The following is a 12,749-nucleotide window of genomic DNA, read 5'->3' as shown; positions in this document are numbered from 1 at the left end:
ATAAGAGAAAAAACGATGAAACAGATTCTTCCAACAACCGGTTCAGTGTTGTCCATGGCTGTCGTCTCGAGTTTCTCCGCCGGTGCGATGGCGGCCGAGAGTGGCTTCATCGAAGACACCACCGCCACCTTGCAAGCACGCAATTACTATTTCAGCCGGGACTTTTCCGACATCGTCGGGGCCAACCAACAATCGAAGGCCGAAGAGTGGGCGCAGGGCTTCATCCTCAACGTCAAATCCGGTTATACCCAGGGTCCCGTCGGTTTTGGGGTGGATGTCATTGGCCTGCTCGGCCTCAAACTCGACAGCAGCCCGGATCGGGTCAATACCGGTTTGCTGCCGGTGCAGGATGACGGGCGCGCGGCGAATGATTACAGCCGACTGGAAGGCGCGTTGAAGGTGCGATTCTCCAAAACCGAATTGAAGGTGGGCGAACTGCAACCCAACCTGCCGGTGCTGGCCTTCAGCGATATCCGTTTGCTGCCGCCCAGCTATCAGGGTGCGAGCATCAGCTCGAACGAGATCAATGGCCTGACGGTGCAGGGCGGCCACTTGAATTCGACCAGCCTGCGCAACGAGGCCGGCGACGAAAAGATGCAAGCCATGCTCGGTCATGTACCGCAGCGTCAGGTCAGCAGTGATGGCTTCAACTTTGCCGGCGCCGATTATGCCTTCAACGATAAACGCAGCTCGGTCAGCGCCTGGTTCGGGCAACTGGAAGATATCTACAACCAGCGTTTTCTCGGCCTCAAGCACAGCGAGCCACTCGGTAACTGGATCCTGGACGCCAACCTTGGTTATTACGATTCGCGCGAAGACGGCAAAAAACTGCTGGGCAACATCGACAACCAGGCGTTTTTCTCCTTGCTGTCAGCCAAGCGTGGCGGCCACACGTTCTATGTCGGCTATCAGGGCATGTTCGGCGACAGCGCCTTCCCGCGAGTGTTTGCCAACATCAGCCCACTGGGTAACGAGGTGCCGACCTACGAGTTCGCCTTCACCGATGAGCGCTCCTGGCAGGCGCGTTACGACTACGATTTCGCGGCCCTCGGCGTGCCGGGGCTGACCAGCACCGTGCGCTACATCACCGGCAACAATGTCGATACCGGCAAAGGGTTCGAGGGCAAGGACCGCGAGCGTGATCTCGATCTCGGCTATGTGCTGCAGAGCGGCAGCCTCAAAGGCCTCGGGATCCGTGTGCGCAACGTGATGGCGCGCTCCAACTACCGCAGTGATATCGACGAGAACCGCTTGATCCTCAGCTACACATGGACGCTGTTATGAGTTGGTAATCACAGATTGCTGGTGCAGTTGCCCATGACTTGATACGTCACGCGATGGGTCTGGCCTTGATGGTCGATGTAGACCATGGTCGCTGGTACGACGTCGCAGGCGGTGGCGGTGTCTGTCACTGAAATCACTTCGGCGATGTCCAGCGGCTGTGTCGGGTTGTACGAGGTAGCGGCGGGTTCGTTGCCGGCGGCCATGGCCGAGGTGGCGACAACGGTCAGAAACAGGCTGATCAGGGTTTTCATTTTTGTGGGCTCGGGGTTGGTTCTGATGGTTGAAGTTTAGTCTTTGGCTGGGAGTGATAAAGGGGGCTGGGTTTGATTCAGCGTTGCAGGGAACGTAACAATCGCTGTTTTTGAATGGGGGGCATATCCGTTTCTGCGGTTACGGCTTCTGGCGGTTTCGCTTTTACAGCGAGTCACTTGGAAAAGCCCCAAGTAACCAAGGGCTCTTGCCCCTTTCGTTCGGTGCCTCGCCTAGGCTCGGCATGCCCTCGCTCCGGTCCTGCTCCGTGGGCCCGCCGCCATCGGCCATCCATGGCCGGGGGCGGCTAACCCGGCATCCATGCCGGGTTGCCCACTGCGCAGAACCTCCACTCGGCCTCTCGAGGGAGCGCACACCGCAAAAGCAAAAGCGAGGCGGCCTGCCGGCCGACCTGGCTTCAAGTGAACGTATTTCCCTGTAGGAGCTGTCGAGCGAAGCGAGGCTGCGATCTTTTGATCTTGCCGTTGCCGTTGCTTTGCTTTGGCTTCAGATCTGCCGCCCCTTTCCCAGAGGCCGAACGCAGGCGTTGCGCAGGGGGCACCGCGGCAAGGATGCCGCGGTAGCCGCCCCCGGCCATGGATGGCCGATGGCGGCGGGCCCCTGGAGCAATACCGGAGTGAGGGCATGCCGAGCCTAGGCGAGGCACCGAATGGAGGGGCAAAGCGCTTTGGTTACTTTCCGCCGGGCCGCGCAGGCTTTTCGAAAGTGACTCGCTGTAAAAGCGAAACCGCCAGCAGCCGCTACCGCAGCAACGGATATGCCCCCAATCGTAAAACGACCCTCCGGAGCAAAGTCGAAGCCCATCCAAACCCCGGTGTAGACTGAGAACCTGTTCTCTTTCGGCAAGACAAGGGAGTGTGCCCAGCCATGATCGGCGCCGAGTTGCTGTCACCTGAAACCCTCACGGCGGGGTGGTTGATCTATGTGCCGGTGCTGATCTGGGCCGTTGCGCGAGCATCGTGGGTCGAACTGTTCAGCGACAGTCGTCGCCAGCATCTGTTGTTCGGTACGGTGTTCGCGCTGTTCATTCTCTGGCTGGTGCGACAAGATTTCGACACCGGCGTGTCCTACCACTTTATCGGCATGACCGCCGTGACCCTGTTACTCGACTGGCCGCTGGCGATTGTCGGCGGGTTGGTCGCGCAAGCGGGACTCGTGCTGCTCGGGCGGCAGGATCTGGCGGCGATGGGGGTCAACGGCGCGCTGCTGATTCTGCTGCCGGTGCTGGTCACCGAGTGCTGCGCGATCCTGGTGGAGCGAGCGCAACCGCGTAATCCCTTTGTGTATATCTTCGTTTCCGGTTTCTTTGCTGCGGCGCTGTCGGCGTTGCTGTGCCTGCTGCTGGCGCTGTGGTTGCTGTGGTTCGACGAACGTTTCGCCATGCCGTATTGGCTGGAAGATTTTGTCGGTTATCTGTGGCTGCTGATTTTCCCGGAAGCGTTCATCAACGGCATGGTGGTCAGCGCGCTGGTGGTGTTTTGCCCCGAGTGGCTGGAGACGTTCAATCGCACGCGCTACCTTTCGGCACCCTGGAAAGACGACGATCCCAAATCTTGATCCACATCAAAGGCAAAAATCGCTCACGAATCCATGCTCTGGAAAACCTTCAGGAGCATCGAAATGAGTGTCTACGAATGGGCAAGGCAGGAGTTGCGTCAAAGTCTGGATGGGGCGCAGGAAGTGGGTTTTGATCCGGGGTTGAGCCTGCGCGCCTTGCTCAGTGCAGTGGTGCAACAGAGCAAGGCGGTGCGCAGTGCCGAAGACCTGGCCGATGAGTTGCGTTTTCTTGCGGAAAACCTCGATGACAGCCAGGACTACGGTTTTATGCGGCCTTGAAGATCAGTGACGCGGCTCGAAGTCTTCGCTGAACAGGTCGTCTTCGGCATCCGGGCTGACCGGAATCTTGTGTTCTTCCGAGGCCCAGGCGCCCAGGTCAATCAGCTTGCAACGGTCCGAACAGAATGGCCGGAATTTGTTTTCTGGGCTCCATTCAACAGGGGCGCCGCAGGTTGGGCAATCGACGGTTGGGGTTTGGCTCATGACTGGCCTCCACGCAAAGTAAGGTAAAAGTGATGCAGGCGTTCGACCTCGCTGTGCAGCCAGGCGAGGTCGCGGTCATTGACCACCACATCGTCGGCGTGGCTCACGCGGTCCTGTCGGCTGGACTGGGCCTTGAGGATCGCCTGGACCTGTTGCTCGCTGGTCTGGTCACGCTGCAGGGTGCGCTCGATCTGTAGTTGTTCCGGGGCATCGATCACCAGGACCCGTTGGGTCATGGCGTACTGCCCGGACTCGATCAGCAGCGGCGAAACCAGAATCGCGTAAGGCGATTGTGCCTTGGCCAGATGATCGGCGATTTCCTTGGCGATCAGCGGATGCAGTAGCGCTTCGAGCCAGCGGCGTTCCTCTGGCACTTCGAAGATCAGTTTGCGCAACGCCGCGCGATCCAGCTGTCCGTCGGCTTGCAATACGCCGGGGCCGAAGTGTTCGGCGATCCTGGCCAGCGCCGGGCGACCCGGTTCGACCACCCAACGCGCCGCATGATCGGCGTCCACTACGTGCACGCCCAGGTCGATGAAGTGCTGGGCAGCCGCGCTTTTGCCGCTGCCGATGCCGCCGGTCAGGCCGAGAATCCAGGGTTTTTCCACAGGGGTATTCATTTCAAACCGACAAACTGCCAATAGAAGTCGGTTATTTGACCACCCCAGAGCAAGGCAATCCAGCCGGCAATTGCCAGAAAGGGTCCGAAGGGGATCGGTGTGGAGGTTTTCGCGTTGCGCAAACGCAGCAAAATCACGCCGACAACGGCGCCCACCATCGACGATAACAGGATGGTCAGCGGCAAGATCTGCCAGCCACCCCAGGCGCCGAACATCGCTAACAGCTTGAAATCACCGTGGCCCATGCCGTCCTTGCCGGTGATCAGCTTGAACAGCCAGAACACTGACCACAGCGCCATATACCCGGCCACCGCGCCCCACAATGCATCATGCAGGGACACGAAGAGCCCGAAGCTGTTGACGATCAGTCCCAGCCATATCAGCGGCAGCACCAACACATCCGGCAGCAGTTGGTGCTCGGCGTCGATCAGGCTCATCGTCAGCAACCCCCAGCTCAGGAGCAGCGCCATGCAGGCCTGCCAGCCGAAACCGAAATGCCAGGCGATGAACGCCGAGAGCAGGCCGCAGGCCAGTTCAGTCAGCGGGTAACGTTTGCTGATGGCGGCCGTGCAGTTCGAGCATCGACCCCGTAAGAACAGATAACTGAGCACCGGAATATTTTCCCAGGCGCGGATTCGATGGCCGCAATGTGGGCACTGGGAATGGGGCAGCATCAGGTTGAAGGTCGGCAGCGGTGTTTCGCCTGGCAAGCCCAACACTTCACGAGCCTCCTCACGCCATTCGCGGTCAAGCATTTTTGGCAGGCGCCAGACCACCACGTTGAGAAAACTGCCAATCAGCAGGCCGACCAACATGGCTGAGATTACGAAGGCTAACGGGTAGAGGGTCAGAGTGTCGTTCAAGGGCATGTCAGATCGCTGAGCCGAGTTGGAAGATGGGCAGGTACATCGCAACCACCAGGCCACCGACGATAACACCCAGCACCACCATGATGAACGGCTCCATCAGGCTGGTGAGGTTATCGACCATGTTGTCCACTTCGTTCTCATAGAAGCTCGCGACTTTGTCGAGCATGTCGTCCAGCGCGCCGGACTCTTCGCCAATGGCGGTCATCTGGATCGCCATGTTCGGAAAGATGCCGGAGGTGCGCATGGAGAAATTCAGCTGCATGCCGGTGGATACGTCCTGCTTGATGCGCAGCACCGCACGCTTGAACACGATGTTGCCGGTCGCGCCGGCCACCGAATCCAGGGCTTCCACCAGCGGCACACCTGCCGCAAAGGTAGTCGACAGCGTGCGGGCGTAACGGGCCACGGCGGACTTGTACATCAGCGTGCCAATCAGCGGCAGTTTCAGCAGCCAGGTGTCCATCCGGTCGCGAAAGGCTTGCGACGTTTTAAAGGCGCGGCGCACACCGAAGATGGCCGCGATCAGCACGCCGAGCATCGCCCACCACCAGTCCTGCATGAATTGCGAGAGGCCGATGACCATCACCGTGAAGGCTGGCAATTCGGCGCCAAACCCTTTGAACACCGATTCGAACTGCGGCACCACTTTGACCAGCAGAATCCCGGTCACAATGATCGCAACGAACACCACCGCCAGCGGGTAGGTCATGGCTTTCTTGATCTTGGCCTTGAGGCTTTCGCTCTTTTCCTTATAGGTCGCCACTCTCTCCAGCAGGGTATCGAGGGCACCGGCCTGCTCGCCGGCATCGACCAGGTTGCAGTAGAGCTCATCGAAATACTGAGGCTTTTTGCGCAGGGAAGCGGCGAAGCTGTTACCCGCCGCGACTTCCTGTTTCACCTCGTCAATCAGTGTGCGCATGGCTGGGTTATCAAAGCCCTCACCGATGATGTCGAAGGACTGCAACAGCGGTACTCCGGCCTTCATCATCGTTGCCATCTGCCGGGTGAACAGGGCAATGTCCTGGGCCTTGATGCGCTTGCCCATGTTGAAAATCGAGGTGGACTTCTTGCGTACCTTGCCGGGGGTGATGCCCTGCTTGCGCAATTGGGCCTTGATCAATGCCGGATTCTGACCGCTCAATTCACCCGTTATTTTGGTGCCTTTGCGGTCTGTACCCTCCCAGGTGTAGACGCTGATTTTTACTGCTTTGACCGCCATATTCAGTCCTTGGTGACCCGGTTGATTTCTTCAAGGCTGGTGATACCTTGCATGGCCTTGAGCAGGCCCGACGTCCGCAGGTCATTGAAACCGTCCTTACGCATCTGGATATCGATTTCCAGTGAGTTGCCTTCGGCCATGATCAGCCGTTGCAGGTCCGGGGTATTCTTCACCACTTCATAAATCCCTACTCGCCCTTTGTAACCGTTGTTGCAGTGATCGCAACCGACTGGCTCATAGATCGTGAATGAGCCGATCCGTTCCTCGGGGAAGCCTTCCTTGAGCAGCGCCTCCCGGGGAATCTCGATGGGTTTCTTGCAATGGCTGCATAGCTTGCGCGCCAGGCGCTGGGCGATGATCAGGCTGACCGAGGTAGCAATGTTGAACCCCTGGATGCCCATGTTGTGCAGGCGTGTCAGGGTTTCGGCGGCGCTGTTGGTGTGCAGGGTCGACAGCACCAGGTGCCCGGTCTGGGCAGCCTTGATGGCTATTTCTGCGGTTTCGAGGTCACGAATCTCGCCAACCATGATTACGTCCGGGTCCTGACGCAGGAACGAGCGCAGCGCCTGGGCAAAGCCCAGTCCCTGCTTGGGATTGACGTTGACCTGGTTGATGCCTTCCATGTTGATCTCTACCGGGTCTTCGGCGGTGGAGATGTTGATGTCCACGGTGTTGAGGATATTCAGACCGGTGTAGAGCGACACGGTCTTGCCCGAGCCGGTGGGGCCTGTCACCAGAATCATCCCCTGTGGCTGCTTGAGGGCGGCCATGTACAGGTCTTTCTGGTCCTGCTCGTAACCGAGGGCATCGATGCCCATTTGTGCGCTGGACGGGTCGAGGATCCGGATCACCACTTTCTCGCCCCACAGGGTCGGCAGGGTGTTGACCCGGAAGTCGATGGACTTGCTCTTGGACAGGCGCATCTTGATCCGCCCGTCCTGTGGTTTGCGTCGCTCGGATATGTCGAGACTGGCCATGACTTTCAGTCGCGAGGCGATGCGGTTGGCCAGTTGAATCGGCGGCTTGGCGACTTCACGCAGCATGCCGTCGGTGCGCATCCGCACGCGGTAGGTTTTTTCGTAGGGCTCGAAATGCAGGTCGGAAGAGCCGCTCTTGATCGCGTCGAGCAACATCTTGTGGACGAAGCGCACCACGGGTGCGTCGTCGGCGTCTTGTCCGCCAATGGAATCCTGCTTGTTGTCATCGATCGACTCGATGTCCACACCATCAAGGTCGACATCGGCCATGTCTTCCAGGCCGGTGCTATGGCTATCGAAGAATTTTTCGATGGCGTCGCTGAGCTTGTCGTCCTCCACGAGGATGGCTTCGGTATTCAGCCCGGTGCTGAACTGGATGTCATTGATGGCTTGCTGATTGGTCGGGTCGGAAACGCCCACGAACAACTTGTTGCCGCGTCGCCAGAGGGGCAGGGCGTGGTGTTGGCGGATCAGTTTCTCGCTGACCAGACCCTTGGGTTGGGTTTCCTTGTCCAGGCAGTTGAGATCAAGCAGTGCCATGCCGAAATGTTCTGACGCGATCTCGGCGACCTGGCGGCTTTTCACCAGTTTGTTCTGAACCAGGTAACTGACCAGGGGGATTCGATTGTGTTGGGCTTGCTGATACGCCTGTTGCGCGCTTTTGTCAGTGAGCAGTTCGGCCAGGACCAATTGCTTGGCCAGACCACTAAGGGCGATGTCATTCATTGGGATACCGGACGCAGACAGTTCATGACTTATAGCCTAGTCAAGCTGAGGAACCAAACCAGCACTGCTCAGGTGACAAAAAGTGTCAGATAGTGCGGATCCTGGGGGTAGGAAACGGCTTTGTGTCCATCGCACGCCCCGCCAACACGGGGCGTAGGGCTTGGCATGGGCTGTGCTGCGGCTAGTTCAGATCATGAGATTTCGACTCATGCATGGAGCTTGTCTATGAATACTCAGAAAGGTTTTACGCTTATCGAGCTGCTGATCGTGGTGGCGATCATCGGGATTCTGGCGACGTTTGCCATACCGGCGTACTCGAAGTATCAGGCGCGGGCGAAGATGACGGCGGGTGCAGCCGAAATTTCGGCGCTCAAGGTGAATTTTGAGGACGCGGTCAACTCGGGTACTGCGGCCCCGACTGTAGCCACTTTTGCTCCGAATGCTGGCGCTTCGCAGAATTGCACGATCACTGCCGTTGCTGGCGGTGCAGGCATTCTTTGCACAGTGAAAAGCCCGCCAGCGGTTATTGCTGGCGCGACTGTGACACTGACTCGAGACGCCACTAATGGTTGGTCATGCGCCACGAGCGTCGGTGCCGATTTCGCGCCAGCAGGTTGCACGCACCCGTAATTTGTAACGCGGTTAAAGCGGTTTGAAGTGCCTCTGTCGACAGACAGGGGCATTTTTTTAAGTGCGTATCAGGCTCGAGTACAAAAACCCCGATAATTCATGGCCTTAGGCCCAGGCCCAAAACCCGCAACTTGCATGTTGAAAAAATCAAAGTCATGCAATTTGCATGATTCCGAAAATTAGCCGTTTTCATAACGTATTGATTTATATAGATTTATTGTCTGTCTCTAACTTGGCACAACGTTCGCAATATCTCCAGTAACCCTGCTGACAAGACACGCAGCAGACTTTATGAAAAACAGGAGTTACTCGTATGAAGAAGTTCGCTATCGCTGCCGCTACTGCTACCGCGCTGACCCTGACCATGGCCAACGCTGCATTTGCTCAAACCCAGGCTACCCAGGCGCCCATGGTTCTGGCCGCCGGTGAAGTGACCGAAGCTAAAGAAGCTACTTCCGATACCTGGATCACTACCAAAGTCAAAGCAGACCTGGTGACTGAAAAAGGCATTCCTGGTACCGACATTAAAGTTGAAACCAACAAAGGCGTTGTGTCCCTGTCGTCCACCGTTGCGGTGACCGACGCTCAGAAAACCACCGCAGTGGCCATCGCCAAGAAAATCAAAGGCGTCAAAGCGGTCTCCGCTGACGGCCTGAAAGCCGAGTAAGGCAAGACTTCTCGCCTGGACTGGGAGAAGGCGCGACAGGCGGGCCGAGCTATACGTCTGCCGCATCTGGAGAGTTCATGCGAAGGCCATAAGGATGTGGCCATTACAGGCCCCGGCATTCGTGTCGGGGCCTGTTCTATTTGTGAGCGACGCAAAACCAAATGTGGTGTACTTAATTGCCGCGCTTGCTGGTGATCTGCTTCAAACGATTGCCTTCAAAACGCAGGTACTGGTACATCCCGCCGTTGGGCCCGTAGGTCCATTCCTCGACTTGAAATTCTTCCCGGCGGTTAGCGCTGCGCTTGTAGCCCAACAGATCACGGCTGACCGGTTCACCGCATTTCTGCAGCACTTCGCTGGACCTGTCCCCGACACTGACCAATTGACTGCCGCAGCGCAGGGTATCGGCTGCCGAGGCCTGACTGGCGGCCATCGCCAGAGCCAGGCTCATCAGCCATTTCGCGCCCATCACTCGGCGTCCAGATGCAGCGACGTAACCACCCGGCCGTCACTTTCCGCCTCGCCGAGGTTGGCATCGACGAAGTACACGCGGTCATCGGCCAACTGACCCTTGTCGACCAGATAGTCCTTGATGCTGCTGGCGCGTTCCTGACCCAACTGTCGCAATAGCACGTCGCTGGAACTCCAGAACTTGATCACGTCTGCGCGCATCTTCGCGGTGCGTTCTTCCTTGCCCAAGTCTTTCCATTCAGCAGGTGGCTGCGTCTTCAGGCGCGTGCGGTAGATCCCCTCCAACAGCGGACCTTTCTCGTTGTCCGGTACCTGCAGCAATGAAGCCTGAGCCGGCACCTTGTCGCCGCGACGCTGGAGCATTTTGTAGTAGTTGTACTGGTATTCACGTTCCAGACGCTGCTCGGCGATCAGCGGGCCATCGCTGCTTGCGGCAGCCGTGCCTTCGATTTCCAGGCGCAGGGCCGGACGTTCCTTGAGGGCCTGGGACAGTTTGACCAGCGAGCCCTCGGCCTCCTTGCTCAGGTCGCTTGAGCCCGGCGCAAACGACACAGTGCCCAAATCTTCCGAACCGCCACCACTGACCAGTCCGCCAATCATTTTGAATGGTGCCGCGGCGGCTTTGACGATCAGGTTGCGCAAGGTCTGCCAGACAATCGGCATGATGCTGAACTGCGGGTTGTTCAGGTCACCGGTCACCGGCAGCTCGATGGAAATCTTGCCGTCGACGTCCTTGAGCAACGCGATCGCCAGTTTCAGCGGCAGGCTCACGGCGTCTGGACTGTCGACTTTCTCACCCAGTTGCAGCTGCTCGACCACCACTTTGTTTTCGGCCTTGAGCTGGCCCTTGGTGATCATGTAATGCAGGTCGAGATTGAGCCGGCCCTTGCGGATGCGGTAACCGGCGAACTTGCCGGAGTAGGGCGTGAGCGTGGTCAGCTCAACACGTTTGAAACTGGTGGAGATGTCGAGGCTGGCCATCGGGTCGAACGGGTTGACCGAGCCCTTGATGGTGACCGGTGCATAGCGGTCGACCTTGCCTTTGATATCGACGCTGGCCGGTTTCGCCTGACGGCTGTCGATGGTGCCGATTTGCCCGTTGAGCTGCTGGACGGCCGTGGCGAAATTCGGGGTCAGGCTGAAGTCGGCGAAGTTGGCCGAGCCGTCATTGATGGCGATGCCACCAATGTGGATGCCCAGCGGTTTTTCCTTGCTGGCAGGTTTGGCTGCTGCCGTTTTGGCGCCTGAGTCGGGCGGTTGTGGAATCAGCAGATCATCGATGTTAGTGGTGCGGTCATCGTTGATCATGAAGCGCGCATAAGGCTGGAACAGGTTGACCTTGTCGATCGACAGGCTGTCGCCGTGCTGATAATTCAGGCCTTCGAGCACTAACTGCTGCCACTTGAGGAAGTCGCGGGTCTTGAGGGTGTCGAGGGTATGCAGTTGATCGACCTGAGCACGGCCGGTGACGCTGAATGCTAGCGGCTCGGTGCTTTTCAGATCGACCGCCAGATCACTGCCTAGCATGCCGCTGCGCAGTTCCAGGCGAATAAACGGGTTGATATAGGACTGTGCGACGCGCAGGTCGATGTCCTTGGTTTGTACTTTTAACTTGGCGCTGACCGGGGCGAGATTGACGGTACCGTCTGCGGTGATCTTGCCTTGCTTGCCCACGCCCGTATCGAGCTTGAGGTTAAAAGGCGAACCATTGAGGCTGTCGAAATTCTGCAGGTCCAGGTTCAGCGGGCCGACGTCCAGCGCCACGGCGGGTACCGCCTTGCGGTCAGCCAGATGCACCTGGTAATTGCGCAGTTGCACGTCTTTGAGCAGCACCTGCCAGGGTTTGCTCGGTGGCGCCGGGTCGGGTTTCGGTGAATCGGCGGCTGCCGGGGTGCTGGCCGGTTCGGCCTTGGCTTTGACGGCTTCTTTGGACGGTTGGCTGGCGAACAGTTTCTGCCAGTCGAGTTGCCCGTCGGCTTCGAGGGCGGCCCAGGTTTCCAGTTTCTGGCTGCGGATCTTGCCGACGACCACTTGCTGCTTGGCCAGGTCCACGGTGGTTTCGCTGATGTCCAGACGCTCAAGCTTCGCCAGCGGTCGACCGTCCGGGGCCTTGATGGCGAAGGGCGCGACACTGACGGCGACGTTACTCAGCAGCAGTTCGGTTTCCTTGGACAAGTTGAGTTTGTAGTCGGTACTGAGGCTCATGACGCCGTCTTCGAGCACCAGTGGCAGCGCGTCACGCACATAGGGCCAAAAGGATTTCATCTTGCCATCGGTGATCTTCAGCTTACCTTCGGAGGCGATCGGGATCAGGCTGAAATTGCCGGTCCAGTCGATCTGTCCACCTGCCGGGCCGATGGCCACCAAGGTCATGTCGGCACTGTCTTCAGGCAGGGTACTGAGGTTTTTCAGTTCGAAGTCGAGTTTGTCGTAGAGGAATTCGATGGGTTCGCTGGGGCGTTGATCCTGGAAGTGCACGACACCGCCGGCCAGTTTGATCCGCTCGATGCGCAACGGGAACGGTTTGGCGTTCGGGTCGGCCGGGGTCGGCTCGCTGGCGGGGATTTTGAACAGGCCAAGCAGATTGAGCTTGCCGTCCTTGCCGAAGAGGATTTCGGTCTTGGGTTTGTCGATTTCGATATCGGACAGATGCAGCGCTTTGGTCCAGAGGCTGTCGATCTGCAAGTTGGCATACAGTCGCTCGAAGCCAACCTGTTCCTTGCCCGGATCGCCGATGATCAGTCCCCAAAGGGTGACTTCAAGGCTGAACGGGTTGAGTTCGATCCGCGAAATCGTGGCAGGCGTCGTTGCGTAATTGGCCAATTGTTGATTGGCCACCCGCAACGCGATGCCCGGCAAAATCAGAAAACCCAGCAGGCTGTAGAGGGCTAGAGCGGTCAACAGAGCGCCAATAGCGCGAATCAATCCTTTGGGCATGTGCGGCTTCATCTGTCTGAATCGGAGTGCGTTGGAGTA

Annotated in this window: 13 protein-coding genes; 5 read left to right on the top strand and 8 right to left on the bottom strand. The window is 58.4% G+C overall.

Translation table 11 applies throughout. From position 1 onward, the window contains the following. Positions 1-15 precede the first annotated feature (15 nt). Complete coding sequence (locus ACMXYI_RS02485; protein WP_415771476.1) at positions 16-1,284, top strand: OprD family porin; 1,269 nt, start codon at positions 16-18, stop codon at positions 1,282-1,284. A gap of 8 nt (positions 1,285-1,292) precedes the next feature. Here ACMXYI_RS02485 and ACMXYI_RS02480 read toward each other — a convergent pair whose 3' ends face one another. Further along, positions 1,293-1,535: a DUF2790 domain-containing protein gene (locus tag ACMXYI_RS02480; protein WP_415771474.1), complete on the bottom strand. Its 243-nt coding sequence runs from the start codon at positions 1,533-1,535 to the stop codon at positions 1,293-1,295. Positions 1,536-2,421: 886 nt separating this feature from the next. Here ACMXYI_RS02480 and ACMXYI_RS02475 point away from each other — a divergent pair. Together ACMXYI_RS02475 and ACMXYI_RS02470 are read left to right on the top strand one after the other, a co-directional pair. Next, complete coding sequence (locus tag ACMXYI_RS02475; RefSeq protein WP_415771473.1) at positions 2,422-3,111, top strand: energy-coupling factor ABC transporter permease; 690 nt, start codon at positions 2,422-2,424, stop codon at positions 3,109-3,111. A 63-nt stretch (positions 3,112-3,174) separates the two neighbouring features. Then, positions 3,175-3,390: a hypothetical protein gene (locus ACMXYI_RS02470; RefSeq protein WP_033054332.1), complete on the top strand. Its 216-nt coding sequence runs from the start codon at positions 3,175-3,177 to the stop codon at positions 3,388-3,390. A gap of 3 nt (positions 3,391-3,393) precedes the next feature. Here ACMXYI_RS02470 and yacG read toward each other — a convergent pair whose 3' ends face one another. From yacG to pilB, 5 genes are read right to left on the bottom strand one after another with little or no spacing between them, the layout of a single operon-like run. Next, entirely contained in the window at positions 3,394-3,594 is a 201-nt protein-coding gene (gene yacG / locus ACMXYI_RS02465; protein ID WP_140681081.1) for a DNA gyrase inhibitor YacG, read from the bottom strand. Next, positions 3,591-4,214, bottom strand: coding sequence for a dephospho-CoA kinase (gene coaE, locus ACMXYI_RS02460; RefSeq protein ID WP_309674604.1), 624 nt, complete (start codon positions 4,212-4,214; stop codon positions 3,591-3,593). The genes yacG and coaE overlap by 4 nt, the downstream gene beginning before the upstream one ends. Further along, positions 4,211-5,083 carry a prepilin peptidase gene (locus ACMXYI_RS02455; RefSeq protein WP_415771472.1) on the bottom strand — a complete coding sequence of 291 codons (873 nt, stop codon included), beginning with the start codon at positions 5,081-5,083 and terminating at the stop codon, positions 4,211-4,213. Before ACMXYI_RS02455 ends, coaE begins: the two co-directional genes overlap by 4 nt. Before the next feature lies 1 nt (position 5,084). Beyond that, positions 5,085-6,302, bottom strand: a complete 1,218-nt coding sequence (locus ACMXYI_RS02450) for a type II secretion system F family protein (protein WP_415771470.1) — start codon at positions 6,300-6,302, stop codon at positions 5,085-5,087. 2 nt (positions 6,303-6,304) lie between these two features. Beyond that, complete coding sequence (gene pilB, locus ACMXYI_RS02445; protein WP_415771468.1) at positions 6,305-8,005, bottom strand: type IV-A pilus assembly ATPase PilB; 1,701 nt, start codon at positions 8,003-8,005, stop codon at positions 6,305-6,307. A 225-nt stretch (positions 8,006-8,230) separates the two neighbouring features. Here pilB and ACMXYI_RS02440 point away from each other — a divergent pair, with 225 nt between their 5' ends. Together ACMXYI_RS02440 and ACMXYI_RS02435 are read left to right on the top strand one after the other, a co-directional pair. Further along, the gene (locus tag ACMXYI_RS02440) at positions 8,231-8,635 is read left to right on the top strand and encodes a pilin (protein WP_415771466.1); all 405 of its coding nucleotides are present in this window, start codon (positions 8,231-8,233) and stop codon (positions 8,633-8,635) included. Between the two features lie 313 nt (positions 8,636-8,948). Beyond that, on the top strand, positions 8,949-9,302 hold the full coding sequence (locus ACMXYI_RS02435; protein ID WP_415771464.1) for a BON domain-containing protein: 354 nt from the start codon (positions 8,949-8,951) through the stop codon (positions 9,300-9,302). Between the two features lie 172 nt (positions 9,303-9,474). Here ACMXYI_RS02435 and ACMXYI_RS02430 read toward each other — a convergent pair whose 3' ends face one another. Together ACMXYI_RS02430 and ACMXYI_RS02425 are read right to left on the bottom strand one after the other, a co-directional pair. Continuing rightward, complete coding sequence (locus ACMXYI_RS02430; protein ID WP_123367810.1) at positions 9,475-9,771, bottom strand: DUF2845 domain-containing protein; 297 nt, start codon at positions 9,769-9,771, stop codon at positions 9,475-9,477. Further along, positions 9,771-12,722, bottom strand: coding sequence for a DUF748 domain-containing protein (locus tag ACMXYI_RS02425; RefSeq protein WP_415771462.1), 2,952 nt, complete (start codon positions 12,720-12,722; stop codon positions 9,771-9,773). Before ACMXYI_RS02425 ends, ACMXYI_RS02430 begins: the two co-directional genes overlap by 1 nt. Between the last annotated feature and the right edge of the window lie 27 nt (positions 12,723-12,749).

The organism is Pseudomonas lyxosi (assembly GCF_047758685.1).
Taxonomy (GTDB): Bacteria; Pseudomonadota; Gammaproteobacteria; order Pseudomonadales; family Pseudomonadaceae; genus Aquipseudomonas; species Aquipseudomonas lyxosi.
This window is presented reverse-complemented; position numbering and strand designations above follow the sequence as displayed.

What these genes read in the sequence shown, in the direction of transcription:
- ACMXYI_RS02455 (WP_415771472.1), bottom strand. Translation starts at nt 5,083, where the DNA reads ATGCCCTTGAACGACACTCTGACCCTCTACCCGTTAGCCTTCGTAATC.
- coaE (WP_309674604.1), bottom strand. Translation starts at nt 4,214, where the DNA reads ATGAATACCCCTGTGGAAAAACCCTGGATTCTCGGCCTGACCGGCGGC.
- ACMXYI_RS02470 (WP_033054332.1), top strand. Translation starts at nt 3,175, where the DNA reads ATGAGTGTCTACGAATGGGCAAGGCAGGAGTTGCGTCAAAGTCTGGAT.
- ACMXYI_RS02485 (WP_415771476.1), top strand. Translation starts at nt 16, where the DNA reads ATGAAACAGATTCTTCCAACAACCGGTTCAGTGTTGTCCATGGCTGTC.
- ACMXYI_RS02425 (WP_415771462.1), bottom strand. Translation starts at nt 12,722, where the DNA reads ATGAAGCCGCACATGCCCAAAGGATTGATTCGCGCTATTGGCGCTCTG.
- ACMXYI_RS02430 (WP_123367810.1), bottom strand. Translation starts at nt 9,771, where the DNA reads ATGGGCGCGAAATGGCTGATGAGCCTGGCTCTGGCGATGGCCGCCAGT.
- ACMXYI_RS02440 (WP_415771466.1), top strand. Translation starts at nt 8,231, where the DNA reads ATGAATACTCAGAAAGGTTTTACGCTTATCGAGCTGCTGATCGTGGTG.
- ACMXYI_RS02480 (WP_415771474.1), bottom strand. Translation starts at nt 1,535, where the DNA reads ATGAAAACCCTGATCAGCCTGTTTCTGACCGTTGTCGCCACCTCGGCC.
- ACMXYI_RS02435 (WP_415771464.1), top strand. Translation starts at nt 8,949, where the DNA reads ATGAAGAAGTTCGCTATCGCTGCCGCTACTGCTACCGCGCTGACCCTG.
- pilB (WP_415771468.1), bottom strand. Translation starts at nt 8,005, where the DNA reads ATGAATGACATCGCCCTTAGTGGTCTGGCCAAGCAATTGGTCCTGGCC.
- ACMXYI_RS02450 (WP_415771470.1), bottom strand. Translation starts at nt 6,302, where the DNA reads ATGGCGGTCAAAGCAGTAAAAATCAGCGTCTACACCTGGGAGGGTACA.
- yacG (WP_140681081.1), bottom strand. Translation starts at nt 3,594, where the DNA reads ATGAGCCAAACCCCAACCGTCGATTGCCCAACCTGCGGCGCCCCTGTT.
- ACMXYI_RS02475 (WP_415771473.1), top strand. Translation starts at nt 2,422, where the DNA reads ATGATCGGCGCCGAGTTGCTGTCACCTGAAACCCTCACGGCGGGGTGG.